This window comes from Rhizobium phaseoli, from assembly GCF_003985125.1.
In the GTDB taxonomy this organism is placed as follows: domain Bacteria; phylum Pseudomonadota; class Alphaproteobacteria; order Rhizobiales; family Rhizobiaceae; genus Rhizobium; species Rhizobium phaseoli.
In genome coordinates this window covers 128,549-153,110 of the sequence record NZ_ML133567.1, presented here as the reverse complement: position 1 = coordinate 153,110, position 24,562 = coordinate 128,549, and the positions used below count along the sequence as shown (strand labels likewise).

22 protein-coding genes and 1 pseudogene are annotated in these 24,562 nt (G+C 62.2%); 18 read left to right on the top strand and 5 right to left on the bottom strand.

Annotated features, from left to right (window positions below):
- Nucleotides 1-80: 80 nt before the first annotated feature.
- The 8 genes from EFD56_RS06320 (at nt 81) to EFD56_RS06285 (ending at nt 8,846) form a co-directional block, all read left to right on the top strand.
- Nucleotides 81-3,065: a 2-oxoglutarate dehydrogenase E1 component gene (locus tag EFD56_RS06320; RefSeq protein ID WP_037118018.1), complete on the top strand. Its 2,985-nt coding sequence runs from the start codon at nt 81-83 to the stop codon at nt 3,063-3,065.
- Between the two features lie 16 nt (nt 3,066-3,081).
- Nucleotides 3,082-3,390, top strand: coding sequence for a YciI family protein (locus EFD56_RS06315; protein ID WP_037117975.1), 309 nt, complete (start codon nt 3,082-3,084; stop codon nt 3,388-3,390).
- 40 nt (nt 3,391-3,430) lie between these two features.
- The gene (gene odhB, locus EFD56_RS06310; protein ID WP_126904957.1) at nt 3,431-4,681 is read left to right on the top strand and encodes a 2-oxoglutarate dehydrogenase complex dihydrolipoyllysine-residue succinyltransferase; all 1,251 of its coding nucleotides are present in this window, start codon (nt 3,431-3,433) and stop codon (nt 4,679-4,681) included.
- Nucleotides 4,682-4,692: 11 nt separating this feature from the next.
- The gene (locus EFD56_RS06305) at nt 4,693-5,442 is read left to right on the top strand and encodes a DUF4241 domain-containing protein (RefSeq protein WP_126904956.1); all 750 of its coding nucleotides are present in this window, start codon (nt 4,693-4,695) and stop codon (nt 5,440-5,442) included.
- Nucleotides 5,439-5,969, top strand: coding sequence for a hypothetical protein (locus EFD56_RS06300; protein ID WP_085743426.1), 531 nt, complete (start codon nt 5,439-5,441; stop codon nt 5,967-5,969). Before EFD56_RS06305 ends, EFD56_RS06300 begins: the two co-directional genes overlap by 4 nt.
- On the top strand, nt 5,966-6,718 hold the full coding sequence (locus EFD56_RS06295; protein WP_126904955.1) for an SDR family oxidoreductase: 753 nt from the start codon (nt 5,966-5,968) through the stop codon (nt 6,716-6,718). Before EFD56_RS06300 ends, EFD56_RS06295 begins: the two co-directional genes overlap by 4 nt.
- Before the next feature lie 118 nt (nt 6,719-6,836).
- Nucleotides 6,837-8,243 carry a dihydrolipoyl dehydrogenase gene (gene lpdA / locus EFD56_RS06290; protein ID WP_126904954.1) on the top strand — a complete coding sequence of 469 codons (1,407 nt, stop codon included), beginning with the start codon at nt 6,837-6,839 and terminating at the stop codon, nt 8,241-8,243.
- A 102-nt stretch (nt 8,244-8,345) separates the two neighbouring features.
- Nucleotides 8,346-8,846, top strand: coding sequence for a cytochrome b (locus EFD56_RS06285; protein WP_085743424.1), 501 nt, complete (start codon nt 8,346-8,348; stop codon nt 8,844-8,846).
- A 77-nt stretch (nt 8,847-8,923) separates the two neighbouring features.
- On the opposite strand, the gene EFD56_RS06280 is transcribed toward EFD56_RS06285, so the two are convergent.
- Both EFD56_RS06280 and EFD56_RS06275 read right to left on the bottom strand, forming a co-directional pair.
- Nucleotides 8,924-10,000 (bottom strand): TraB/GumN family protein, encoded by a 1,077-nt coding sequence (locus tag EFD56_RS06280; protein WP_037117988.1) that lies wholly within the window; start codon nt 9,998-10,000, stop codon nt 8,924-8,926.
- Between the two features lie 159 nt (nt 10,001-10,159).
- On the bottom strand, nt 10,160-11,095 hold the full coding sequence (locus EFD56_RS06275) for a tyrosine recombinase XerC (protein WP_126904953.1): 936 nt from the start codon (nt 11,093-11,095) through the stop codon (nt 10,160-10,162).
- A 139-nt stretch (nt 11,096-11,234) separates the two neighbouring features.
- Here EFD56_RS06275 and EFD56_RS06270 point away from each other — a divergent pair, with 139 nt between their 5' ends.
- Nucleotides 11,235-12,185, top strand: coding sequence for a GNAT family N-acetyltransferase (locus EFD56_RS06270; protein WP_126904952.1), 951 nt, complete (start codon nt 11,235-11,237; stop codon nt 12,183-12,185).
- 16 nt (nt 12,186-12,201) lie between these two features.
- The gene (locus EFD56_RS06265) at nt 12,202-12,681 is read left to right on the top strand and encodes a GNAT family N-acetyltransferase (protein WP_126904951.1); all 480 of its coding nucleotides are present in this window, start codon (nt 12,202-12,204) and stop codon (nt 12,679-12,681) included.
- A 21-nt stretch (nt 12,682-12,702) separates the two neighbouring features.
- On the opposite strand, the gene EFD56_RS06260 is transcribed toward EFD56_RS06265, so the two are convergent.
- Nucleotides 12,703-14,328 carry a GMC family oxidoreductase gene (locus EFD56_RS06260; protein ID WP_126904950.1) on the bottom strand — a complete coding sequence of 542 codons (1,626 nt, stop codon included), beginning with the start codon at nt 14,326-14,328 and terminating at the stop codon, nt 12,703-12,705.
- Nucleotides 14,325-15,258, bottom strand: a pseudogene (locus EFD56_RS06255) (dihydrodipicolinate synthase family protein). The gene EFD56_RS06260 and the pseudogene EFD56_RS06255 overlap by 4 nt, the downstream one beginning before the upstream one ends.
- A 187-nt stretch (nt 15,259-15,445) precedes the next feature.
- On the opposite strand from EFD56_RS06255, the gene EFD56_RS06250 reads away from it, so the two are divergent.
- The 8 genes from EFD56_RS06250 (at nt 15,446) to EFD56_RS06215 (ending at nt 23,487) form a co-directional block, all read left to right on the top strand.
- Complete coding sequence (locus EFD56_RS06250) at nt 15,446-17,662, top strand: primosomal protein N' (RefSeq protein WP_126904949.1); 2,217 nt, start codon at nt 15,446-15,448, stop codon at nt 17,660-17,662.
- Nucleotides 17,663-17,741: 79 nt separating this feature from the next.
- Entirely contained in the window at nt 17,742-18,131 is a 390-nt protein-coding gene (locus EFD56_RS06245) for an AGROH133_08824 family phage infection protein (protein WP_126904948.1), read from the top strand.
- A 253-nt stretch (nt 18,132-18,384) separates the two neighbouring features.
- Nucleotides 18,385-18,951 carry a F0F1 ATP synthase subunit delta gene (locus EFD56_RS06240; RefSeq protein WP_170965670.1) on the top strand — a complete coding sequence of 189 codons (567 nt, stop codon included), beginning with the start codon at nt 18,385-18,387 and terminating at the stop codon, nt 18,949-18,951.
- Nucleotides 18,951-20,480 (top strand): F0F1 ATP synthase subunit alpha, encoded by a 1,530-nt coding sequence (gene atpA, locus EFD56_RS06235; protein ID WP_126904947.1) that lies wholly within the window; start codon nt 18,951-18,953, stop codon nt 20,478-20,480. Before EFD56_RS06240 ends, atpA begins: the two co-directional genes overlap by 1 nt.
- A 26-nt stretch (nt 20,481-20,506) precedes the next feature.
- On the top strand, nt 20,507-21,391 hold the full coding sequence (locus EFD56_RS06230; RefSeq protein ID WP_004679289.1) for a F0F1 ATP synthase subunit gamma: 885 nt from the start codon (nt 20,507-20,509) through the stop codon (nt 21,389-21,391).
- 22 nt (nt 21,392-21,413) lie between these two features.
- On the top strand, nt 21,414-22,841 hold the full coding sequence (atpD, locus tag EFD56_RS06225) for a F0F1 ATP synthase subunit beta (protein WP_012485464.1): 1,428 nt from the start codon (nt 21,414-21,416) through the stop codon (nt 22,839-22,841).
- Nucleotides 22,841-23,080, top strand: coding sequence for a hypothetical protein (locus tag EFD56_RS06220; protein WP_004679291.1), 240 nt, complete (start codon nt 22,841-22,843; stop codon nt 23,078-23,080). Before atpD ends, EFD56_RS06220 begins: the two co-directional genes overlap by 1 nt.
- Entirely contained in the window at nt 23,080-23,487 is a 408-nt protein-coding gene (locus tag EFD56_RS06215) for a F0F1 ATP synthase subunit epsilon (protein ID WP_012485463.1), read from the top strand. Before EFD56_RS06220 ends, EFD56_RS06215 begins: the two co-directional genes overlap by 1 nt.
- Nucleotides 23,488-23,704: 217 nt before the next feature.
- Here EFD56_RS06215 and EFD56_RS06210 read toward each other — a convergent pair whose 3' ends face one another.
- A complete protein-coding gene (locus EFD56_RS06210; RefSeq protein WP_064819164.1) occupies nt 23,705-24,442 on the bottom strand; it encodes a sugar transferase in 738 nt (245 codons plus the stop codon).
- Nucleotides 24,443-24,562: the final 120 nt, after the last annotated feature.

Sequence of the window (24,562 nt, the reverse complement as noted above, 5' to 3'; positions counted from 1 at the left end):
CGATCGGAATGCGGCAGCCGGCGATCAAACCGGCAAAATCATCAAAGTCAGGAGGCGGACGGAAGCGTCCGCATATCACCATGGCACGGCAAGAAGCCAACGAGCAGTTTCAGATCACCTCGTTTCTGGATGGCGCGAACGCGGCCTATATCGAGCAGCTCTATGCGCGCTACGAAGAGGATCCTGCATCGGTCGACGATCAATGGCGCGCCTTCTTCAAGGCGCTGGAGGAGGATCCTGCCGATGTGAAGAAGGCAGCCAAGGGAGCTTCCTGGCGCAAGAAGAACTGGCCGCTGCCGGCCAGCGGCGATCTGGTGTCGGCTCTCGATGGCAATTGGGGCATCGTCGAAAAGGCGATCGAAACCAAGGTGAAGGCGAAGGCCGAAGCCGCGGGCAAGCCCGCCGACAGCACTGACGTGCTGCAGGCGACACGCGATTCGGTCCGCGCCATCATGATGATCCGCGCCTATCGCATGCGCGGCCATCTGCATGCCAAGCTCGATCCGCTCGGCATCGCCGCGGCCGTCGACGACTATCATGAGCTGTCGCCGGAAAATTACGGCTTCACCGCTGCCGACTATGACCGCAAGATCTTTATCGACAACGTGCTCGGCCTTGAATACGCGACCATCCGCGAGATGATCGAGATCCTTGAGCGGACCTACTGCTCGACGCTCGGCGTCGAATTCATGCACATCTCCAATCCGGAGGAGAAGGCCTGGATCCAGGAGCGCATCGAAGGTCCCGACAAAGGCGTGGCTTTCTCGGCCGAAGGCAAGAAGGCGATCCTTGCCAAGCTCGTCGAAGCCGAGGGTTACGAGCAGTTCCTCGACGTCAAGTTCAAGGGCACCAAGCGCTTCGGTCTCGACGGCGGTGAATCGCTGATCCCCGCGCTCGAACAGATCCTGAAGCGCGGCGGCCATCTCGGCCTGAAGGAAGCGGTGTTCGGCATGGCCCATCGCGGCCGTCTGAACGTGCTCTCCCAGGTGATGGGCAAGCCGCACCGCGCCATCTTCCACGAATTCAAGGGCGGCTCCTATGCGCCCGACGAAGTCGAGGGTTCTGGCGACGTCAAGTACCATCTTGGCGCTTCCTCCGACCGCGAATTCGACGGCAACAAGGTGCACGTTTCGCTGACGGCAAATCCGTCGCATCTCGAAATCGTCGACCCTGTCGTCATGGGCAAGGCTCGCGCCAAGCAGGATATGAGCGCGACGGTATGGGAAGGCGACATCATTCCGCTGTCCGAACGCTCCAAGGTTCTGCCGCTTTTGATCCACGGCGACGCGGCCTTCGCTGGCCAAGGCGTCATTGCGGAAATTCTCGGTCTGTCCGGTCTGCGTGGCCACCGTGTCGCCGGCACGATGCACGTCATCATCAACAACCAGATCGGTTTCACCACGAACCCGGCCTTCTCGCGTTCGTCGCCCTATCCATCCGACGTCGCCAAGATGATCGAGGCGCCGATCCTGCACGTCAACGGCGACGACCCGGAAGCCGTCGTCTACGCCGCCAAGGTCGCGACCGAATTCCGCATGAAGTTCCACAAGCCTGTGGTGCTCGACATGTTCTGCTACCGCCGCTACGGCCACAACGAAGGCGACGAGCCGTCCTTCACGCAGCCGAAAATGTACAAGGTCATCCGCGGTCACAAGACGGTGCTGCAGCTCTATGCGGAGCGTCTCGTGCGCGAAGGCCTCGTCACCGACGGCGAAGTCGAGAAGATGAAGGCCGACTGGCGCGCCCATCTCGAACAGGAATTCGACGCCGGCCAGCACTACAAGCCGAACAAGGCCGACTGGCTGGACGGCGAGTGGTCCGGCCTGCGCACGGCCGACAATCAGGACGAACAGCGCCGCGGCAAGACCGCCGTGCCGATGAAGACGCTGAAGGAGATCGGCCGCAAGCTCTCCGAGATCCCGGCAGGCTTCAACGCCCATCGCACGATCCAGCGCTTCATGGAAAACCGCTCCAACATGATCCAGAGCGGCGAAGGCCTCGACTGGGCGATGGCGGAAGCGCTTGCGTTCGGATCGCTCGTCGTCGAAGGCCACAAGATCCGTCTGTCCGGACAGGATTGCGAACGCGGCACTTTCTCGCAGCGCCACTCGGTTCTCTACGATCAGGAGACCGAAGAACGCTACATTCCGCTCGCGAACCTGGCGCCGACGCAGGCCCGTTACGAAGTCATCAATTCGATGCTTTCGGAAGAGGCCGTCCTCGGTTTCGAATATGGCTACTCGCTCGCCCGCCCGAATGCGCTGACGCTTTGGGAAGCCCAGTTCGGCGATTTCGCTAACGGCGCGCAGGTGGTCTTCGACCAGTTCATCTCGTCGGGCGAACGCAAGTGGCTGCGCATGTCGGGCCTCGTCTGCCTGCTGCCGCACGGCTATGAGGGCCAGGGTCCGGAGCACTCCTCGGCTCGCCTGGAACGCTTCCTGCAGCTTTGCGCGGAAGACAACATGCAGGTCGCCAACGTCACGACGCCGGCGAACTACTTCCACATCCTGCGCCGGCAGCTGAAGCGCGACTTCCGCAAGCCGCTGATCCTGATGACGCCGAAGTCGCTGCTGCGCCACAAGCGGGCGGTCTCGACGCTGGCCGAGCTGGCCGGCGAATCCGCCTTCCACCGCTTGCTCTGGGATGATGCCGAGGTGATCAAGGACGGCCCGATCAAGCTGCAGAAGGACAGCAAGATCCGCCGCGTCGTCATGTGCTCTGGCAAGGTCTATTACGATCTTCTCGAAGAGCGCGAAAAGCGCGGTATCGACGACATCTACCTGCTGCGCGTCGAACAGCTTTATCCTTTCCCGGCCAAGGCGCTCATCAACGAGCTGTCGCGCTTCCGCAATGCCGAAATGGTCTGGTGCCAGGAAGAGCCGAAGAACATGGGCGCATGGTCGTTCATCGACCCCTTCCTCGAATGGGTGCTTGCCCATATCGATGCGAAGTACCAGCGCGTCCGCTATACCGGCCGTCCGGCCGCCGCCTCTCCGGCGACGGGCCTGATGTCGAAGCACCTGTCACAGCTCGCCGCATTCCTCGAGGATGCCTTGGGCGGTTGAAATCAAGGGGGGCGCAATGGCTTATTTCTTTCTGAGACTGCTGCCGCCGCGCCCCACCTTCCCGCATGACGGGACCGGAGAGGAAATGGCGGCGATGAAACGCCACGTCGAATACTGGCATCGGCAAGCCCTTGCGGGATCGGCAATCGTCGTCGGTCCGGTGTTCGAGGGTGCAGGCGCCTTCGGCATGGCGGTCGTCGAAGTCGAAGATCAGGCGGCGGCGCGGGCTCTTGCCGACGGCGATCCGATCATCGCCTCCGGCTTCGGTTTCCGTTTCGATATCCTGCCGATGCCCTCGATCATCTTGCGGCCGCCCGCCGTCTGAAACGCTTAAAACGAACACACACGAAATCAGGATCTGAACAATGGCCACAGAAATCCGCGTTCCAACTCTCGGTGAATCCGTCAGCGAGGCAACCGTCGGCACCTGGTTCAAGAAGGTCGGCGACGCCATCAAGGCCGACGAGCCGATTCTCGAGCTTGAAACCGACAAGGTGACCATCGAAGTTCCGGCACCCGTCTCCGGCACGCTTTCGGAAATCGTCGCTGCCGCCGGCGAAACCGTCGGTCTCGGCGCGCTGCTCGGCCAGATCGCCGAAGGTGCCGTCGCTGCCGCCGCGCCGGCCGCCGCTCCTGCCCAGGCAGCTCCGGCTGCTCCCGCTCAGCCGACGCCGGTTGCCGCTGCGGCTGCATCCTCGTCGAGCGCTTCCGTTTCCACGATGCCGCCGGCACCGGCGGCTGCAAAGATGCTGGCCGAAAGCAACCTTTCCGCCGATCAGGTCGACGGCAGCGGCAAACGCGGCCAGGTGCTGAAGGGCGATGTCATTGCTGCCGTCGCCAGGGGTATTTCAGCTCCGGCAGCCGCCCCGGCGGCAGCGCCCGCCGCTGCGCGCGGCCCGTCGACGGTCGAGGATGCCTCGCGCGAAGAGCGCGTGAAGATGACGCGCCTGCGCCAGACGATCGCCAAGCGCCTCAAGGACGCGCAGAACACCGCCGCCATGCTCACCACCTATAACGAGGTGGACATGAAGGCAGTCATGGACCTGCGCAACAAGTACAAGGACATTTTCGAGAAGAAGCACGGCGTCAAGCTCGGCTTCATGGGCTTCTTCACCAAGGCAGTAACGCACGCGCTGAAGGAATTGCCGGCGGTCAATGCCGAGATCGACGGCACCGACGTCATCTACAAGAACTACTGCCATGTCGGCATGGCCGTCGGCACCGACAAGGGCCTGGTCGTTCCTGTCATCCGCGATGCCGACCAGATGTCGATCGCCGAAATCGAGAAGGACCTCGGCCGTCTTGCCAAGGCAGCCCGTGACGGCTCGCTCTCCATGGCCGACATGCAGGGCGGCACCTTCACCATCACCAATGGCGGGGTTTACGGCTCGCTGATGTCCTCGCCGATCCTCAACGCGCCGCAGTCCGGCATTCTCGGCATGCACAAGATCCAGGAACGGCCGGTTGCCATCGGCGGCCAGGTGGTCATCCGTCCGATGATGTATCTGGCGCTTTCCTACGATCACCGCATCGTCGACGGCAAGGAAGCAGTGACCTTCCTCGTGCGCGTCAAGGAAAGCCTGGAAGATCCGGAACGCCTGGTCCTCGATCTCTGAGGAGCTTTTCGATGCGGAACCGGATGATGCGAGCGGCGCGCCTTGTTCTTTGCGCTGCCGCCGCGCATGTCCCGGTTTCCGCATCGGCGGCCGGCTGGGACGTCAGCAAGGCAAGCAGCAATTTCGAGCTGGTGACGCTCGGTGACACCGAACTCTCCGGACGGTCGATCAACGCGATCCATATGGGCAATGTCGAGCTGACCTCGGGGCGCATCGTCGCTGCCGACCCGCTCGCCCAGCCCGATCGGCCGGCGCTCGCCAGGACGGTTGCGCCGGGCGACTATCCGGTGACGCTCTACCAGGCGTTCGGTCGCATCGCCGCCGCCAGCATGCGGTTTGCCGAGGGCAAGCCGGATCATTGGGAGCTCGCCGTCCTGCCCGGACAAGATCCAGCAACGCTGAAGGACGACGAAATCTTCGGCTACCCCGTCGACGCCGGCGTCGGCTGCTACATGGATGCGCAGACGCTTGATCGGATCGACGAGCGTCAAGCGCAGGTGCAGGCGCAAAAACCGGACGCCGACATCAATTATTACGACGACGTGCTGGCCGCGGATCTGGATGCCACCAAGGGCCATTATGCGCTGCACCGGCCGGTCGCCGGCAAGAAGGGCAATGTCGCGGTGTTCTGGAGCGGCTGGGGTGACGGCATCTATCCAGTTTTCTGGGGACTCGACAGGGACGGTCACGCGCTGGTGCTGCTGACGGATTTCGCTGTGATCGAGAATGCCGACGGGCGAAGGGAGCCGAAGCTGCAATGAGCGGTCGGGTCGGTATCACCGCGGGGCGGAAAGGCGTGGCGGCAATCGCAGCCGCTGCGGTTTTCAGCATTCCCGCGACCGTCTTGGGCACCGACTGCAAGCAGGAACAAGCCGTCTATGTCGATCGCGACGGTGCCTATGAATTGCGTTTCGCGCCGTTGAATTCGGCGTCGGCCGCCGCCAACAACCAGTTCAAGATGAGCGCGCTGAAGACGGCGGTGGTGATGGAAGGCTATGTCATGCCATCGCAGGATCCGGTGCGCGCCATCGGTATCCTGATGTTCAACTGTCCGGAAGGCGATGTGACCGGCGCCGATCTCGATGCCTGCACGGTCTGGCAGGGCGCCGTCTATGGGATGGATGCCAAGGGCGAGATCGCTAATCTGCAGCCGGAGGGGACTGCGGCCGCCGAAAAGCTGGTGCTTCCCGGGCTTGGTCCCGCCATTCGCGAATCCAGCGCCTGGGGCGAGGGCAAGGCCTCGGTGGCGCCTTGGGACGTGCTGACATTCAAGGAGTGTGCGACATGAGCGATACACCTGTTGTTCTCGTCACCGGCGGAAGCCGGGGCATCGGCGCGGCGGTCTGCCGGCTTGCTGCGCGCGGGGGTTGGCGCGTCGCGGTGAATTATGCCACCAGCCGCGAAGCGGCGGACGCCGTCGTTGCCGCGATCACCGAAGGCGGTGGCGAGGCTTTGGCAATTGAGGGCGATGTCGGCAAGGCCGCGGATATCGCCGCGATGTTTTCGGCGGTTGATCGTCAGTTCGGGCGGCTCGACGGACTGGTCAACAATGCCGGTATCGTCGACTATCCGCAGCGGATCGACGAAATGTCGGTCGAGCGGATCGAGCGCATGCTGCGCGTCAATGTGACCGGCTCGATCCTCTGCGCCGCCGAGGCCGTGCGCCGCATGTCGCGCCGATATGGTGGGCAGGGCGGGGCGATCGTCAACGTCTCCTCAATGGCGGCGGTCCTCGGTTCGGCAACGCAGTATGTCGATTATGCGGCCTCGAAAGCGGCGATTGACACCTTCACCATCGGCCTTGCGCGCGAAGTCGCCGCGGAAGGGATTCGCGTCAATGCCGTCCGGCCCGGCATCATCGAAACCGATCTCCATGCATCGGGCGGCTTGCCGGACCGGGCGCGCGAAATGGCGCCATCGGTCCCGATGCAGCGGGCCGGCATGCCGGAGGAGGTGGCGGATGCAATCCTCTATCTCCTGTCATCTTCAGCGTCCTATGTCAGCGGATCGATCCTCAATGTGAGCGGCGGCCGTTAGAAAGACAAGGCTAAACCAATATGAGCTACATCTTCGAATTCCTCGGCCTGATGGCCGTCTCCCGCCTCGCGCTGTCGCGCGCCGCCGACTAATTGAAAAATCCAAAGGGAAAGAAGCAATGTCTTATGATGTGATCGTTATCGGAACCGGCCCGGGCGGCTATGTCTGCGCCGTCAAGGCAGCCCAACTCGGCCTCAAGGTCGCCGTTGTCGAAAAGCGCGCCACCTATGGCGGCACCTGCCTGAACGTCGGCTGCATTCCGTCGAAGGCGCTGCTGCATGCCTCCGAAATGTTCCATCAGGCCGGTCACGGCATGAGCGCGCTCGGCATCGACATTCCGGCGCCGACGCTCAACCTTAGCAATATGATGGCGCACAAGGATGCGACGGTGAAGGCGAATGTCGACGGCGTCGCCTTCCTGTTCAAGAAGAACAAGATCGATGCCTTCCAGGGCACCGGCAAGATCGTCTCGGCCGGCAAGGTTGCCGTTACCGCCGCGGACGGCCAGGTGCAGGAGATCGAAGGCAAGAACATCGTCATCGCCACCGGTTCGGATGTCGCCGGCATTCCCGGCGTGCAGGTCGAGATCGATGAAAAGACCATCATCTCGTCCACCGGCGGCATCGCGGTTGACAAGGTGCCGGAAACGCTGATCGTCGTCGGCGGCGGCGTCATCGGGCTCGAACTCGGCTCGGTCTGGTCGCGGCTCGGCGCTAAGGTCACCGTCGTCGAATATCTCGACACCATCCTCGGCGGCATGGACGGCGAAGTCTCCAAACAGTTTCAGCGCATGCTCGCCAAGCAGGGCATCGATTTCCATCTCGGCGCCAAGGTCACCGGCGTCGAAAAGGGCGACAAGGGCGCCAAGGTCACCTTCGAGCCGGTCAAGGGCGGCGACAAGGTGGTGCTCGATGCCGAAGTCGTGCTGATCGCCACCGGCCGCAAGCCCTATACGGCGGGGCTCGGCCTCGAAGAAGCGGGTGTTGCACTCGACAATCGCGGCCGCGTCGAGATCGACGGTCACTTCAAGACCAATGTCGCCGGCATCTATGCGATCGGTGATGTGGTCAAGGGTCCGATGCTGGCGCACAAGGCGGAAGACGAGGGCGTGGCGCTGGCCGAAATCCTCGCCGGCCAGCATGGTCACGTCAATTACGAGGTCATTCCGAGCGTCGTCTACACGCAGCCGGAGATCGCTTCGGTCGGCAAGACCGAGGAAGAGCTGAAGGCGGCGGGTATCGCCTATAAGGTCGGCAAGTTCCCGTTCACGGCGAACGGGCGCGCCCGCGCGATGCTGGCGACCGACGGTTTCGTCAAGATCCTCGCCGCCAAGGACACCGACCGCGTGCTCGGCGGCCATATCGTCGGTTTCGGCGCCGGCGAGATGATCCACGAGATTGCCGTGCTGATGGAGTTCGGCGGTTCGTCGGAAGATCTCGGCCGCAGCTGCCACGCGCATCCGACGATGTCGGAAGCGGTCAAGGAAGCTGCGCTCGCGACCTTCTTCAAGCCGATCCACATGTAATCTTACATGTTCGTAATGAAGCGTTCAGCCGCTTGCCGTGAGGCAGGCGGCTGTTTTAATTTTGGCACATCGCAGACATCGGCACGTGACGAAGGTTAGAAAATGCAAAAGCCGTCCACCAAGGGTTACAGCCTCAGCCAGCGCGCGCTTCATTGGACGGTGGCGCTTTTGATCTTCTTCAATCTGCTGTTTCCTGACGGCATGAACATATGGCATCGGCTCATGCGCAGAGGCGAGGTGCCGACGCCGGAGCAGATTGCATCGGCCAACATCCATGCCTATGTCGGTATCGCTATCCTGCTGCTCGCCGTCGTGAGACTCGGGCTGCGTTTCGTCAACGGCGTGCCGGTCGAAGTCGCGGAGGAGCCGGCGATCTTCCGTCTTGCGGCGAAGCTTGCGCATGCCGGTCTCTATATCCTGATCTTCGCCATGCCGCTGACGGGCATCGCCGCCTATTATTTTGGGGTCAATCCCGCGGGTTCGCTGCACGCGGATATCCTGAAGATCATTCTCTGGGCGCTGATCGCGGCGCATGTCGCGGGCGCGCTTGCCCATCAGTTCTATTGGAAAAGCAATGTGCTGCGCCGGATGACGCTCGGCTGAGCGCCATCTAACGTATGCAAACTGAGGTTATCAATCTCGCCAGTTGCCATTGCGGCTGACTATTGGGGCGACGTGCTTCAGTTTACGACAGTCACCGTAAAACCCTGCTTGCGCAGCAGTTCGATGACGCCGCCCTGGCCGGGCAGGTGCAGGGCGCCAACGGCCATGAACACGTTGCCGCCGTCGAGAATGGGAGCGGCGCGCTCGGCCATCACCTTGTTGCGATCGAGGATGACGCGCTGTTCGAAGGCGGCGTAGTCGCCGGCCTCGTCTTCATTCGTCGGCGTCACGGTCTTCAGCATCGGCATTGTCATGCCGATATCGCCGGAGAGGTAGAGATCGGTCATCGTTTCGACGACGTCGCTCATCTTGTCGCCGAGTTCCAGCGTCTCGATCAGCGACTTCATATGGAATTCGACCGGCAGGTCGGCCATGGCCTGGATCTGTTCGGCAAGGGTCTCCAGCCCCTTGACCTGCTTGCCCTGAGCAACGGCGTCGGTGGCGATCTTCTGGTCGAGAAACTGCACGCCCTTGGCCTTGCGGGCGAGTTCGCAGGCCGGGAGCGCGACGGCGCTCGAGATCATCCATGGCCGCATACGGGAGACGGCGCTGAGCGGGATGCCGCGTTGCTTGAGGCCGGCTTCCAGCCGCTTGTAATCTTCGGCAGACAGGAGCTTGTCGATCGTCGTGCCGTCGGTGAACATCGTCAGCTCCGGCCGCGCCAGCAGGGCGGCGGTCGCCTTGCGTTCGTCGAGGATCTCGTCGGATTCGATGATGATCGTATCGGCGGCGTCGTGGGCTGCCTGGGCGCGCGGCGGCAGGGCCAGCACCCGCGGATCGGTGACATGCATGCTGCCGAGCAGCCATGACGGCGCAAGTCCTGCTTTTTCGATCTTCCAGAAGATGCCCTTGCCGTTCGGCACCGCCTCGGCTTCCTTGACCGCCTCGGCGTACCGCGTGGGGTCGCTCTGCTGCAGGTCGATCATCAGATTGCGGCCGGTGCAGGCCCCGTCTTCGGCCGACGCCGGCCGCGCCGCCAGAAGCGCGATAAACAGCGCCGCAAGAAGCAGCATGTGGAAGGCTGCAATCAACCAGAGCAGCAGGTTGCCGGATGCTGCGAGGAAAGAGGTCCGGCGGCCGATTGATGTCGTCATGATGATGTTCCGGTCATATGCCTTATGCTTCATGCTCTACGCTCGGCTTGCGCACAATCCTTTAAGAGAATGCGTTAACGAAAACTTAGCGCATCGCATTCCGTCGAATTCATGGGCTGAGCTTGCCGATGAGCTGCGTGCCGCCGCCACAGGCATGCCTCAGGCGCGCGGATGGGCCCGATCATACACCTCGAGCAGGCGCGACGCATCGACGCCGGTATAGACCTGCGTCGTCGAAAGGCTGGCATGGCCGAGCAGCTCCTGGATGGTGCGCAGATCGCCGCCGCCGGCAAGCAGGTGGGTGGCGAAGGAGTGGCGAAGCGCGTGGGGTGTTGCCGTCTCCGGCAGGCCGAAGGCGCTGCGCAGCTTCTGCATGGAGCGCTGGATGATCGCCGCCTGCAGCTTGCCGCCGCGGGCGCCGCGAAACAGCGGCGCGTCGTTTTCAAGATGATAGGGGCAGAGCGCGCGATATTTCTCGACCGCCTCGAAAACCACGGGCAGCAGCGGCACCAGCCGCGTCTTGTTGCCCTTACCGGTGATGCGCAGCGTCGCAGCGCCCTTCGGCAGGTCTGCAGGAACGAGATCCAGCGCCTCGGAGATGCGCAGGCCGCAGCCGTAGAGCAGCGTCATGACCGCCGCATCGCGCGCGGCGATCCAAGGCTCGTCGTGGAGCTGGGCCTCGTTGCTGACGACGGTGATCGCCTGCGTGTCCGACAGCGGCTTGGGAAGCGATTTCGGCTGTTTCGGCGAGCGGATCGCGGCAGCACCCGCGGCATTGACCAGGCCCTTCTTTTCGAGATGGCGCAACAGCGAGCGAAGGCCGGCCAGGTTGCGCCCGAGCGAACGGGCGCCGGAGCCTTGCTTGCGCCGTGCGGCAAGGAAGGCGCGGAAGTCGGCGGGGCGCAATTCCCTTATATCACTGAGGGTCACCGGGCCGGCGAGGTGGCCGGTCAGGAAGGTCAGGAACTGGCGGGTGTCGCGCTCATAAGCGTCCAGCGTATGCTCGGAAAGACGACGTTCCCGGGCGAGATTTTCGAGCCAGGCGGCCCTTTCCGCCATCAGGCGCGGATCGGCGATAACAAGCAGTTCGTTCACGTCGCTGGCCTTGAATTTGCCTTCAAGTCCGCCAATTTGAAACAGGAACGGTTATGGAATTGCTAATGCCGGCCAAGCCTTTGTCATCCTTAGATCATATTCCACTGCGATAGCTTATAGCCCAGAGACAGGATCTTTCATGGCACGGCGTGACTCCATGACGGCTTTCGGACAACTCGCGGAAGCGATCGCTCTCGTTTCACAGGGAAAGCCGGGTCATATCGTCGACACGCTGATTGCCGAACGCGGCCAGAGGATCGTGAAACATCCGCTCTGGCCGGTCATGCGGCCGTTCCTCTACACCCTTCTGCGCTATAACAAGGCGATCGAATTCGCCAATGCGGTCGCCAAGATGCCGGGCTTCCAGTCGTTCGAATATCTGAGCAGCGTGCTGAAGCTCGATATCGGCATCGCCAATGGCGAGCGCATCCCGGAGACTGGCGGCTTCATCCTCGTCAGCAACCATCCGACCGGCATTGCCGACGGTGTCGCCGTATTCGACCTGCTGAAGACGCGCCGGCCCGATATGATGTTTTTTGCCAATCGCGATGCGATCCGCGTCAATCCGCGTTTCGCCGAGATGGTTATCCCGGTCGAGTGGCGGGAGGAGCACAAGAGCAAACTCAAGGCGCGTGAGACGCTGCAATTGACCAACCACGCGGTGAGGGAAGGCAAGGCCACGGTGCTCTTTCCATCAGGCCGTATCGCCTATTGGGCGAACGGCCGGCTGAACGAACGCCCATGGAAGACGTCGGCTGTCGGACTGGCGCGCAAATACAATCTGCCGATCCTTCCCGTCCACATGACGGCGCGCAATTCCGGCCTGTTCTACTGGCTGGCGAAGTGGTCCACGGAACTGCGCGACATGACTGTCTTTCATGAACTGTTGAACAAATGCGGCGACCGTTTCGATTTCGTCATCGGCAACCTCATCCCCGCCGAGCATCTCGACGGAGATCTCAACGAGGTGACGAAGGCGCTGGAGAAACATACGTTGTATGATCTGGCCAGCGACGGCGATGTCACCTTCGTGCCGGTCGGCATGCCGGCCGCGGCGTTGCCGCGCGAGATTCCAGTACCTGCGGTCTAGATGCGTTGGCATCGCCATGACAACCGATATCCGCATTCTCCGCGATGAATTGCCCGGTCAGATCACGTGGCTTGCGCGCGAAGCCCGGCAGGAAGGCCATTTCCATGTTGCCCGTCTCGTCGATGAATGGTCGGCTGGCGACAACAGGTTTGCGCGTGACGGCGAAAGGCTGCTTGGTGCTTTTGTGGACGAGGCACTCGTGGGTATCGGGGGTATGACCCTCGAACCGGCCATCCCGGCAGCCTTGCGGATGCGGCGCTTTTACGTTCGTCCTGACATGCGCGGTCGCGGCGTCGGCCATATGCTGGCGCTGGCTTTGCTGGAGCACGCTCGGCGCTTCCGCAGTTTCGTGACCGTCCATGCGGGAAACGACGGGGCGGCGAAATTCTGGGAGTCGCTCGGATTTCAGCCCGTCGGGCAGGATTGCTACAGCCACATTCTCGAGCTTCCTGGAGCTTGCCGAAATGGCCTGGGGTCGGATGACACGGTCAGGTAGCGGGGCGAAGTCGCCGCCGCATCATTGGTGATCCTCGGCAATCATGCTTGCCGCCTTCGATCCGATCGCCATCGCCGGTGCATTGGTGTTGCCTGACGGTATAAAGGGAATGATCGAGCAATCGATCACCCTCAGCCCGTCGACGCCGCGCACCCTCAGCCTGCCGTCGACCACCGACATGGGATCGGCTGCCGGCCCCATCCTCAGGCTGCCGGACGGATGGTAGTTGGTCTTGACCGTCTGGCCGGCGAATTTGACCAGTGAGGCCTCATCCTGAAGCAATCGTCCCGGCAGGATCTCCTCGGCGATCTTGCTCTTGAAAGGTTCCGTCTCAAGGAGCCGGCGCGCCGTCTTCAGCGAGGCGAGCGTCAGGCGGAGGTCGTCGGGATCGCCGAAGAAATTGCAATCGACCAGCGGCTGTTCAGCAGGGTTTGCCGAGCGCAGCCTGACGCTGCCGCGCGCCTTCGGCCGCAGCAGGCAGGAGGTGAAGGTGACCCCATAGGTCGGCTTTGCCGACGAGACGTCGCGGTCGAGATAAACGATCGGCGCGCAATACAGCTGGATCGTCGGACGGTCGCCGCCATCGGGATCATAGAAGAGGCAGGATTCGATGCCCGTCGTGGTGACGGGGCCGGAATTGAACAGCAGATATTGCAGGCCGTTGCGGATCATCGGCCAGCCGCGATCCTGGCCGAAATAGCCGGATTTCGATTTCGTCGAGGCGATGACCGGAACTTCGTGGTGATCCTGGAGATTGGCACCGACACCGGAAAGATCGGCGGCAACGGCGATGCCGTGTTCGCGAAGGTGGTCGGCCGGGCCGATGCCGGAAAGCATCATCAGCTTGGCGCTGTTGTAGGTACCGGCCGCGATGAGCACCTCGCGTCCGGCCAGGGCTCTGCGGCTTTCGCCGTTGCTGGTATAAATGACGCCGACGGCCCGCCCGTTCTCGATCAGAATGCGATCGACGCGAGCCTGCGTGACGATCTCCAGCCTGGTGTCGCCTGCAAGCGGATCGAGAAACGCCTTTTTGGCATCCGATCGCTCTATGCGCCGGCCCCATGGCGCGAAAGTATGCTGCATTATGCCGACGCCGTTCTGCCGCGCGCCGTTGAAATCGGGATTATAGGGATGACCAAGCCCCTGTGCCGCCAAAATGAAATCCTCCGTCGTATCGGAGATGTGGCGCGGTTCGGAAACACGCAGACTGCCTGATATGCCGTGGTACCGGTCGTTGAAGCGGCTATTGGCCTCGAGACCCTTGAAATGCGGCAGCATGTCTTCGTAAGACCATTCACCCTCATTGCCGAGATAGGCGGCCCAGCCGTCATAATCCTCCTTCTGGCCACGCATATAGACCATGGCGTTGACGGCGCTGCCGCCGCCGAGAGCCTTTGCAACGGGCACGATCGGTCCGCGCCCACCGAGCTGTGATTGCGGCACCGTATGGTGCATCTCGAGAAAATCGTCGCGGGCGAGATATTTCATATAGCCGGCGGGGAAGGCCATCAGCCTTGCCGTGTCGCGCGGTCCGCGCTCGATGACGAGCACCGAAAAACCAAAGTCACGCACCAGCCGCATGGCGGCAACACAGGCCGCCGATCCGCCGCCTGCTATGATGAAATCGAAATTCCTGTCCGGCGTCATGCCTCGATCTCCTTGAGGCGGATGGCCTGGCGAGCCAAAAGCCGCTCGATATCGGCGATGTCGAGCGCCGAAAGCCTGGCGCCCGGTTTGCGCAAGGCGGCCGACTTGATGACGCCGCGCTTGGCGAGGACATATTTGCGGCAGGCGAGCCCGATGCCCTGCTGCTGTTCATAGCGGGCGAGCGGCAGGTAGGCATCGAAGATCTCATGGGCGCGATCGGGATTTCCGGCCGCATAAGCCGCGACGACGCCGACCATCATTTCCGGATAACAAAAGCCGGTCATGGCGCCATCGGCGCCGCGGCCCATTTCTTCGGGCAGGAAAAGTCCGCCATTGCCGCAGAGGATGGAGATACGCCGCATGCCGCCTGTGTCGCTGGCGGCGCGCAGCGCCGTGATTTTCGACAGGCCCGGCCAATCCTCATGCTTGAGCATGACGCAGCTCGCCACCTCCCTGACGATGCGCTCGATGACGGCGGGCGCGATCGTCACATTGGTGGTAAGGGGATAGTCCTGCAGCACGAAAGGCGTATCGCCCAGGGCTTCACCGACCAACTGGTAGAAGGCGAACACCTGGTCGTCGGTCTTGACGGTCCAGGGCGGCGCGACCATGACGCCGGCAGCACCTTCGCCGATGACGGTTTCGGCAAGCTCACGCATCGGGGCAAGTCCGGGCGCCGATACACCGACCACCACCGGCAGACGCCCGTCAAGCCGCTGCAACACGCGTTCGACCACGGCGCGCGATTCTTCGGCGGTCAGCTTCGGGGCCTCGCCGAGTTGGCCAAGCACCGTCAGGCCGGTGACGCCGGCGCCCTCGTAGAAATCGACCATCCTGTCGATACTTTCGAGATCGAGCGCGCCGTTATCGGCAAAGGGAGTTACGGCGCATCACATAGACGCCCTTGGCATCCGCGGTCAGTCTGGCCATTCCTGCGCTCCGATTCAGCGGTCGAATACATCTTCAGGCAATCTATGCGGCCAATCGCTTGCCGAGCAACCATTTCGTGAGGGTGTTGCCAATCTCGGCAAAGCCTCGTCATCCGCATTTCTGCCCGATGCGGCGCCCTCGTCTTTGCGGTTTCAATTCCGTCGATTTGCGGGCATGGTCTCGCCCGATGAGCACAGATTCGTCCGATCTCTTTGGCGCGCTGTTGGAAGCACCGCCCCTGAACCGAACGGTTCCGGTGCTGGTGCCGATGCCGGCGCCGAAACCCTATTCCTACTCGGTGCCGGAGGGCATGGCGGTCGAGCCCGGCTCGGTCGTGCAGGTGCCGCTTGGACCGCGACAGGTGATCGGCGTTGTCTGGGATGGCGGCGAGGATGGCGTCGATCCGAAGAAGCTCCGTCCGATCAGCCATGTCTTCGACTGCCCGCCGCTTTCCAGGGAGATGCGGGATTTCATCGACTGGGTGGCGGCCTATACGCTCTCCCCACCCGGCCTCGTCGCACGCATGGCGCTGAGGGCACCGAACGCCTTCGAGCCCGAGCCGATGGTCGAGGGGCTGAAGTTCGTCGGCGGCGTACCGGAGCGACTGACACCGGCGCGGGCGCGCGTGCTCGAGACCGCTTCCGACGGCTTGTCCTGGACGCGCAGCGGCCTGGCGCATGCGGCGGGTGTTTCGACCAGCGTCGTCGACGGGCTGGTCACGCTGGGCATCTTCGAGACGATATTCCTGCCGCCGCCGCCGGTGGTGGCGGTGCCCGATCCCGATTTTGCCGCCGCACATCTCGAAGGGCCGCAGAAAGAGGCGGCCGCGGAGCTCGTCGCCGACGTTCGTAAGGGCGAATTTGCCGTATCGCTGATCGACGGCGTCACCGGCTCCGGCAAGACCGAGGTCTATTTCGAGGCGATCGCCGAGACGCTGAAACGTGGCAGGCAGGTGCTGATCCTGCTGCCGGAGATCGCGCTGACGGCCAGTTTCATGGAGCGTTTTCAGGACCGCTTCGGGGCAAAACCGGCCGAATGGCATTCCGATCTGGCGCCGCGCATGCGTGAAAAAGTCTGGCGCCAGGCGGTGACCGGTGAAGTGCGCGTCGTGGCCGGCGCCCGCTCGGCGCTCTTCCTGCCTTTCGAGGATCTCGGCCTCATCATCGTCGACGAGGAGCATGACCCTGCCTACAAGCAGGAAGATCGCGTCTTCTACAATGCCCGTGACATGGCCGTGGTGCGCGGCCGCATCGGTGATTTTCCCGTTGTCCTGGTGTCGGCGACACCATCGGTCGAGAGCCAGGTCAACGGGCAAAGCGGGCGCTACAGCACCGTCCACCTGCCGACGCGTTTCGGCGATGCGGCGCTGCCGGACCTGCATCTCATCGACATGCGCAGGCACGCGCCGGAGCGCGGCGGCTTCCTGTCGCCGGTGCTGATCCGGGCGATCGGCAAGACGGTGGAGGGGCGCGAACAGGCGCTGCTGTTTCTCAACCGGCGTGGTTATGCGCCGCTGACGCTCTGCCGTGTCTGCGGCCACCGCTTCCAATGCCCGCAATGTTCGAGCTGGCTGGTCGAGCATCGCTTCCGCAAGCAGCTGCAGTGTCATCAATGCGGTCATGCCGAGCGCACGCCAGAAGCATGCCCGGAATGCGGCACGCTCGACCATCTCGTTGCCTGCGGGCCTGGCGTCGAACGGATCGCCGAAGAGGTGGAGCGACATTTCCCGGAGGCGCGGACGATCGTCCTTTCCTCGGATATCATGGGTGGGGTGAAGCGGCTGCGGCTGGAACTCGACGCCATCGCCAAGGGCGAGGCCGATATCGTCATCGGCACCCAGCTCGTCGCCAAGGGCCATAATTTTCCGCTGATGACGCTGGTCGGCATCATCGACGCCGATCTCGGCCTCGCCAATGGCGACCCGCGTGCCGCCGAACGCACCTTCCAGCTTCTGTCGCAGGTGACCGGCCGGGCCGGGCGCACCGGGCTCAAGAGCCATGGGCTGCTGCAGACCTACCAGCCGCAGCATCCCGTGATGCAGGCGATTGTATCAGGCGATTCCGATGCCTTTTACGAGCGTGAGATCACCGAGCGCGAACGCGCGGCGCTGCCGCCCTTCGGCCGGCTGGCCTCGATCATCGTCTCGGCCGAAACCCGTCACGACGCCGAAAACCATGCGCGCGGCATGCGCAACGCCGCACCCCAGGTGTCCGGCATCTCGGTGCTCGGCCCGGCGGAGGCGCCGCTGGCGCTGGTGCGTGGCCGCCACCGCTTCCGGCTTCTGGTGCACGGACGGCGCAATTCCGACATGCAGGGCTTCCTGCGGGCGATGCTGTCGCAATCGCCGAAGGAGCGCGGATCGGTGCAGGTGCAGCTCGATATCGATCCGCAGAGCTTTCTGTAGATCGTTCCGCGCGCTGCGTTTCCGGATGCGGCCGATCATGGCATAAACGCAGAATCAGCGGATCATTTGGGGTCGAGGCATGGAATTTGAATTTCCGACGGAATTTGGTGAGCAGCTTGCCTTCGGCGCAGCCGCCTTCACGGCCTTTGCCGGCTTCGTCATCATGTTTGCGCCCGGTCTTGCGATGCGGGTCTTCGGCCTGGCGCCGTGCGGCGAGCGGCCTGAAGGTTTCAGCGAGCTCCGGTCGATGGGCGGCTTCTATCTCGGTCTTGGCCTCGCTGCCGTCGTGCTGGCTCAGCCGCTGATTTATACGGCCTTCGGCGCGGCGTTCGCCATGGCCGCGTTCGCCCGCATCGTCTCCATCCTGTCAGATAAGGGGAGTACGTATCTCAACTATTTACTTCTGGTTGTACAGGTGAGTATCGCGGCACTGCCGCTGCTGTATGTTTTCGGCTTCCTCCAGACATAATTTTCGCCGCGGCGGCGGCTTGCGCGGCCCACTTTCAGGCCATTGCGCAATTTTGCGAACAGAAATTCATGCGAAAGGCGTATTCGGGCATTACGCGTGTTGCGAGTCCGAACATCCTATGTTAGACGGACCCCGAATTTCGGAAGAAGCAAGAGGCTTCTCTTGTGATTTCTGGGGGAAATCAAAACGAATTCAAGATCATAGGTTCGGCGTCCGCCGAGAGCCGGATTTTGGATTGAAATCAGGGAAATTTGTGCCAGTGGCAGACACGTCCCAGCTTACTTCTGGTGTTGCCGAGCGCTATGCCTCGTCGCTTTTCGAGTTGGCGCTCGAACACGGCGCCGTCGACAGCGTAACCGCCGATCTTGACCGTTTCCAGGCGATGCTGGATGAGAGCGCCGAACTGAAGCGCTTTGTCGCAAGCCCGGTTTTCTCCGCTGAAGATCAGCTGAAGGCGATTGTCGCCATCAGCGAGAGAGCCGGCATCAGCGGCTTCTTCGCCAATTTTCTGAAGGTCGTGGCGCGCAACCGCCGCCTGTTTGCCCTGCCGGGCATGATCAGGGCCTTCCGTCTCATCGCCGCGAATCATCGCGGTGAAATCTCCGCCGAGGTCACCTCGGCGCATGCGCTCTCCCAGGCGCAGGAAACCGAATTGAAGGCGGCACTCAAGAGCGTCACCGGCAAAGACGTGACGATCTCAGTCACGGTTGATCCGTCAATTCTTGGTGGTCTGATCGTGAAGGTCGGGTCCCGTCAGATTGATACGTCTCTTCGTACCAAACTCTCTACCCTTAAGCTCGCATTGAAAGAGGTTGGCTGATGGATATCCGCGCCGCGGAAATTTCCGCAATTCTCAAAGACCAGATCAAAAATTTCGGCAAAGAGGCAGAAGTCTCGGAAGTCGGCCAGGTTCTCTCCGTCGGTGACGGTATCGCTCGCGTTTACGGCCTGGACAATGTCCAGGCTGGTGAAATGGTCGAGTTCCCCGGCGGCATCCGCGGCATGGCCCTGAACCTTGAATCCGACAACGTCGGTGTCGTTATTTTCGGCTCCGACCGCGATATCAAGGAAGGCGACACCGTCAAGCGGACCGGCGCCATCGTCGACGTCCCGGTTGGTCCGGAGTTGCTCGGCCGCGTCGTCGACGCGCTCGGCAATCCGATCGACGGCAAGGGCCCGATCAATGCGACCCGCCGTTCGCGCGTCGACGTCAAGGCGCCCGGCATCATTCCGCGCAAGTCGGTTCATGAGCCGATGTCGACCGGCCTCAAGGCCATCGATGCGCTGATCCCGGTCGGCCGCGGCCAGCGCGAGCTCGTCATCGGCGACCGCCAGACCGGCAAGACCGCCATCCTGCTCGATGCCTTCCTCAACCAGAAGGCCATTCACGAGAGCGGTCCGGAAGGCGAGAAGCTTTACTGCGTCTACGTCGCCGTCGGCCAGAAGCGCTCGACCGTTGCCCAGTTCGTCAAGATTCTCGAAGAACGCGGCGCCCTGAAGTACTCGATCATCGTCGCCGCCACGGCTTCCGATCCGGCGCCGATGCAGTTCCTCGCTCCGTTTGCCGGCTGCGCCATGGGCGAATATTTCCGCGACAACGGCATGCACGCGCTTATCGGTTACGACGACCTGTCCAAGCAGGCCGTGTCCTACCGCCAGATGTCGCTGCTGCTGCGCCGCCCGCCGGGCCGCGAAGCCTATCCGGGCGACGTTTTCTATCTGCACTCGCGCCTGCTCGAGCGCGCCGCGAAGATGAACGACGACAAGGGCGCCGGTTCGCTCACCGCTCTGCCGGTCATCGAAACGCAGGGCAACGACGTTTCGGCCTTCATTCCGACCAACGTGATCTCGATCACCGACGGTCAGATCTTCCTCGAAACGGACCTGTTCTATCAGGGTATCCGCCCGGCCGTTAACGTCGGTCTGTCGGTTTCCCGCGTCGGTTCTTCGGCGCAGATCAAGGCGATGAAGCAGGTTGCCGGCTCGATCAAGGGCGAACTCGCCCAGTATCGCGAAATGGCCGCCTTCGCCCAGTTCGGTTCGGACCTCGACGCTGCGACGCAGCGCCTGCTGAACCGCGGCGCCCGCCTGACCGAACTCCTGAAGCAGCCGCAGTTCTCGCCGCTGAAGACGGAAGAGCAGGTCGCCGTGATCTTCGCAGGCGTCAACGGTTACCTCGACAAGCTGCCGGTCGCATCGGTCGGCAAGTTCGAACAGGGCCTGTTGTCCTATCTGCGTTCGGAAGGCTCTGCCATCCTCGACGCGATCCGCACGGAAAAGGCTATCAGCGACGGCACCAAGGGCAAGCTCACCGCTGCTCTCGACAGCTTCGCCAAGTCTTTCCAGTAATCGGGCCAGGTTAGGACGGATAACGGATGCCTTCACTTAAGGATCTGAAAAACCGGATCGCCTCCGTCAAGGCGACGCAGAAGATCACCAAGGCGATGAAGATGGTCGCCGCGGCGAAGCTTCGGCGTGCGCAGGAGGCGGCCGAGGCCGCCCGGCCTTACTCGCAGCGTATGAATGCGGTCCTGGCGAACATCGCCAAGGCCGTTACCGATGCGGACGGGGCGCCGGTCTTGATGACCGGCACCGGCAAGGACCAGGTACACCTGCTCGTCGTCTGCACGGCCGAACGCGGCCTGTGCGGCGGCTTCAACTCGCAGATCGCCCGCTTCGCCCGCGACCATGTCCGCAAATTGGTCGCCGAAGGCAAGACGGTGAAGATCTTCACCGTCGGCAAGAAGGGTTATGACATTCTGCGCCGCGAATTCGCGTCGCTGATCGTCGAGCGCAAGGAGTTGCGCGAGGTCAAGAAGATCGGTTTCGAGAATGCCGACCAGATCGGCAAGCGCATCATCGAGATGTTCGAAGCCGGTGAATTCGACGTCTGCACGCTGTTCTATTCCGAGTTCAAGTCGGTGATCAGCCAGGTTCCGACCGCCCAGCAGCTCATTCCCGCCAAGGCTCCTGAGGCCGTCGCCGAGGATGCAGACCATGCCGGCGCGGTTTACGAATACGAGCCGGATCCGGCGTCGATCCTTGACGATCTGATCCCGCGCAACATCTCGGTCCAGATTTTCCGCGCTCTCCTCGAGAATGTCGCGGGTGAAATGGGCGCCAAGATGAGCGCGATGGACAATGCGACGCGCAATGCTGGTGAGATGATCAATAAGCTGACACTGAGCTACAACCGCCAGCGTCAGGCGCAGATCACCAAGGAACTGATTGAAATCATTTCGGGCGCGGAAGCGCTCTGAGTTAGGAAAAGAGGGTAAGAAAATGGCTGAGGCAGCTACCCGCTCTGTCGGCAAAGTCACCCAGGTTATCGGCGCCGTCGTGGACGTCGCTTTCGAAGGCGAACTGCCGGCGATCCTGAACGCGCTCGAAACCGATAACAACGGCAACCGCCTTGTTCTCGAAGTCGCTCAGCATCTGGGCGAAAACGAAGTCCGCACCATCGCCATGGACTCGAGCGAAGGTCTCGTTCGCGGCCAGCAGGTCATCGATACCGGCGCTCCGATCTCGGTTCCGGTCGGCGACGAAACGCTCGGCCGCATCATGAACGTCATCGGCGAGCCGGTCGACGAAGCAGGCCCGCTCAACACCGCCCACAAGCGCGCCATCCACCAGGATGCTCCGGCTTATGTCGAGCAGTCGACGGAAGCGCAGATCCTCGTCACCGGCATCAAGGTCGTCGACCTTCTGGCTCCCTATGCACGCGGCGGCAAGATCGGCCTGTTCGGCGGCGCCGGCGTCGGCAAGACCGTTCTGATCATGGAACTGATCAACAACGTCGCCAAGGCGCATGGTGGTTACTCGGTCTTCGCTGGCGTGGGTGAACGTACCCGCGAAGGCAACGACCTTTACCACGAAATGATCGAATCGGGCGTCAACAAGCATGGCGGCGGCGAAGGCTCGAAGGCTGCTCTCGTTTACGGCCAGATGAACGAACCGCCGGGCGCACGTGCTCGCGTCGCTCTGACCGGTCTGACCGTCGCAGAACATTTCCGCGACCAGGGCCAGGACGTTCTGTTCTTCGTCGACAACATCTTCCGCTTCACGCAGGCAGGTTCCGAAGTGTCGGCTCTGCTCGGCCGTATTCCTTCGGCCGTGGGCTATCAGCCGACGCTCGCAACCGACATGGGTCAGATGCAGGAACGCATCACCACGACGACCACGGGTTCGATCACTTCGGTCCAGGCTATTTACGTTCCGGCCGACGACTTGACCGACCCGGCGCCGGCGACCTCGTTCGCCCACCTTGACGCAACGACCGTTCTGTCGCGTTCGATCGCTGAAAAGGGCATCTACCCGGCCGTCGACCCGCTCGACTCCACCTCGCGCATGCTCGACCCCATGGTTGTCGGCGAAGAGCATTACGAAGTTGCCCGTAAGGTTCAGTCGACGCTGCAGCGTTACAAGGCCCTGCAGGACATCATCGCCATCCTGGGCATGGACGAACTGTCGGAAGAGGACAAGCTGGCCGTCGCCCGCGCCCGCAAGATCGAGCGCTTCCTGTCGCAGCCGTTCTTCGTCGCCGAAGTCTTCACCGGCTCGCCGGGCAAGCTGGTCGCTCTCGAAGACACCATCAAGGGCTTCAAAGGCCTCGTGAACGGCGAATACGACAACCTGCCGGAAGCCGCCTTCTACATGGTCGGCTCGATCGATGAAGCCATCGAGAAGGCCAAGAAGCTCGCCGCTGCTTAATGAGCGACGCTCAGGACGAGATATTCTGCTGCGACTCCCTCAAGGGAGTCGTGGCGGAACTTCCAGAGCCGGCAGCGCCGACCGTCTACCGTGCCGATAACGGCGTGATCATGATGGTCGTGGGGCTGGTTCAGACCGAGGAAGGTCTCGGATATCTTGACCAGGCGATACTGCACTGCCCGTTCTGCGGGACTAAATTGCAAGATGCAAAAGCCATAGCCGAGAAGGTAAGTCACTGATGGCTGACAATTTCAACTTTGAGCTCGTTTCGCCGGAGCGTCTGCTGCTGTCGGAGATGGTGACCGAGGTCGTCATTCCCGCAACCGAAGGCGAGATGACGGTTATGGCGCATCATGCGCCGACGATGACGACGATCAAGCCGGGTATCGTGAGCGTCCGCTCCGGCTCCGGCAAGAAGCAAGACTATGTCGTGTTCGGCGGTTTTGCCGATATTCTGCCGACGGGTTGCACATTGCTTGCCGAGTCCGCCGTTCCGGTTGAAGAGCTCAACAAGGACGAGCTGACCCGCCGCATCGAAGCTGCGAAGAAGGAACTCGAGGATGCCGTGCATCACGAGCACAAGTCCAAGCTTGAGCACTTCATCCTGGAATTGACCCATCTGCGTGGTGTCGTCCAGCAGGACTGATGGCCACGACGGCATCAATGAAAGGCGGCCTTCCAGGCCCCTTTTTTTATTTCTGCCTGTTTTCGCGGCTCGGTGGAACACGGCATTTCGCTTGAAAGCGAATAGGCGAGTGCCTTGCCGCAACATGCGTGTTGGCAGACTTGTTCGTCTGGTTGAGCAGGCAGAAGAGTTCAGCCGGCCGGAAAAGCGGAAGCCGCCGCCGGGTTGTCGCGGTGCCTCAGAAGCCGGTGCCGCCGCGCAGCTCGATGAGCAGTGTCTTGTACAGGATCTTCAGGTCGAGCAGCAGGCTGAAATTCCTGACATAATAGATATCACAGGCGATGCGGGCCCGGGCTGCCAATGGCTTAGTCGTCGGGCCGCGCCAGCCGCGTGTCTGCGCCAGGCCGGTGATACCGGGGCGCATGACGTGTCGATGGTGGTAGTTCGGCACCACTTCCTCGTAGAGCCTGCCGGCTGCGCGCATGTTGATGGCATGGCAGCGCGGGCCGACCAGAGACATCTCGCCTTTCAGGACGTTCAGGAGCTGCGGCAGTTCGTCGATATTGGTCCTGCGGAGCATTGCGCCGATGGCGGTCATCCTGGAGTCGCCCTTGACGGTCTGCTGGATGCCGCTGGGATCGCATGCCTCCGCCCGCATTGAACGGAATTTGAAGACATTGATCTTACGGCCGTTCAACCCCCAGCGGATCTGGCGGAAGAACACCGGACCGCCATCGTCGAGCTTGATGAGAAGAGCGATCGCCAGAAAAAGCGGCGCCAGTACGAGGAGGGCGTTGGCGGAGATGACGATGTCGATCAGCCGCTTCACGGCCAATCGCAGTGCCGGCTTTGCTTCGCCATTGGCAAAGCTCTCCGGCTGGCGAATGTTGGAATTCGCTACGAGCAGGGTCCTGGTTTTGGTCTGACGCTGAGACGGATCGAAGCGTGAACTCGTCTTCGAAGTAAAAGCATTCATTACGCAAGGCCCACAAGTTTAGATGCAATTCTGAACTGTGCGGAGACAAATACATGCTCACGTAAGGTTTGTCATCGATATAATTGAGAATCGCTACCCCTAAAGACACCAAAAATGGGA

What these genes read in the sequence shown, in the direction of transcription:
- EFD56_RS06245 (WP_126904948.1), top strand. Translation starts at nt 17,742, where the DNA reads ATGGAATTTGAATTTCCGACGGAATTTGGTGAGCAGCTTGCCTTCGGC.
- lpdA (WP_126904954.1), top strand. Translation starts at nt 6,837, where the DNA reads ATGTCTTATGATGTGATCGTTATCGGAACCGGCCCGGGCGGCTATGTC.
- EFD56_RS06285 (WP_085743424.1), top strand. Translation starts at nt 8,346, where the DNA reads ATGCAAAAGCCGTCCACCAAGGGTTACAGCCTCAGCCAGCGCGCGCTT.
- EFD56_RS06270 (WP_126904952.1), top strand. Translation starts at nt 11,235, where the DNA reads ATGGCACGGCGTGACTCCATGACGGCTTTCGGACAACTCGCGGAAGCG.
- EFD56_RS06215 (WP_012485463.1), top strand. Translation starts at nt 23,080, where the DNA reads ATGGCTGACAATTTCAACTTTGAGCTCGTTTCGCCGGAGCGTCTGCTG.
- atpD (WP_012485464.1), top strand. Translation starts at nt 21,414, where the DNA reads ATGGCTGAGGCAGCTACCCGCTCTGTCGGCAAAGTCACCCAGGTTATC.
- EFD56_RS06265 (WP_126904951.1), top strand. Translation starts at nt 12,202, where the DNA reads ATGACAACCGATATCCGCATTCTCCGCGATGAATTGCCCGGTCAGATC.
- atpA (WP_126904947.1), top strand. Translation starts at nt 18,951, where the DNA reads ATGGATATCCGCGCCGCGGAAATTTCCGCAATTCTCAAAGACCAGATC.
- EFD56_RS06315 (WP_037117975.1), top strand. Translation starts at nt 3,082, where the DNA reads ATGGCTTATTTCTTTCTGAGACTGCTGCCGCCGCGCCCCACCTTCCCG.
- EFD56_RS06280 (WP_037117988.1), bottom strand. Translation starts at nt 10,000, where the DNA reads ATGACGACATCAATCGGCCGCCGGACCTCTTTCCTCGCAGCATCCGGC.
- EFD56_RS06260 (WP_126904950.1), bottom strand. Translation starts at nt 14,328, where the DNA reads ATGACGCCGGACAGGAATTTCGATTTCATCATAGCAGGCGGCGGATCG.
- EFD56_RS06250 (WP_126904949.1), top strand. Translation starts at nt 15,446, where the DNA reads ATGAGCACAGATTCGTCCGATCTCTTTGGCGCGCTGTTGGAAGCACCG.
- EFD56_RS06320 (WP_037118018.1), top strand. Translation starts at nt 81, where the DNA reads ATGGCACGGCAAGAAGCCAACGAGCAGTTTCAGATCACCTCGTTTCTG.
- EFD56_RS06305 (WP_126904956.1), top strand. Translation starts at nt 4,693, where the DNA reads ATGCGGAACCGGATGATGCGAGCGGCGCGCCTTGTTCTTTGCGCTGCC.
- EFD56_RS06210 (WP_064819164.1), bottom strand. Translation starts at nt 24,442, where the DNA reads ATGAATGCTTTTACTTCGAAGACGAGTTCACGCTTCGATCCGTCTCAG.
- EFD56_RS06230 (WP_004679289.1), top strand. Translation starts at nt 20,507, where the DNA reads ATGCCTTCACTTAAGGATCTGAAAAACCGGATCGCCTCCGTCAAGGCG.
- EFD56_RS06295 (WP_126904955.1), top strand. Translation starts at nt 5,966, where the DNA reads ATGAGCGATACACCTGTTGTTCTCGTCACCGGCGGAAGCCGGGGCATC.
- odhB (WP_126904957.1), top strand. Translation starts at nt 3,431, where the DNA reads ATGGCCACAGAAATCCGCGTTCCAACTCTCGGTGAATCCGTCAGCGAG.
- EFD56_RS06300 (WP_085743426.1), top strand. Translation starts at nt 5,439, where the DNA reads ATGAGCGGTCGGGTCGGTATCACCGCGGGGCGGAAAGGCGTGGCGGCA.
- EFD56_RS06220 (WP_004679291.1), top strand. Translation starts at nt 22,841, where the DNA reads ATGAGCGACGCTCAGGACGAGATATTCTGCTGCGACTCCCTCAAGGGA.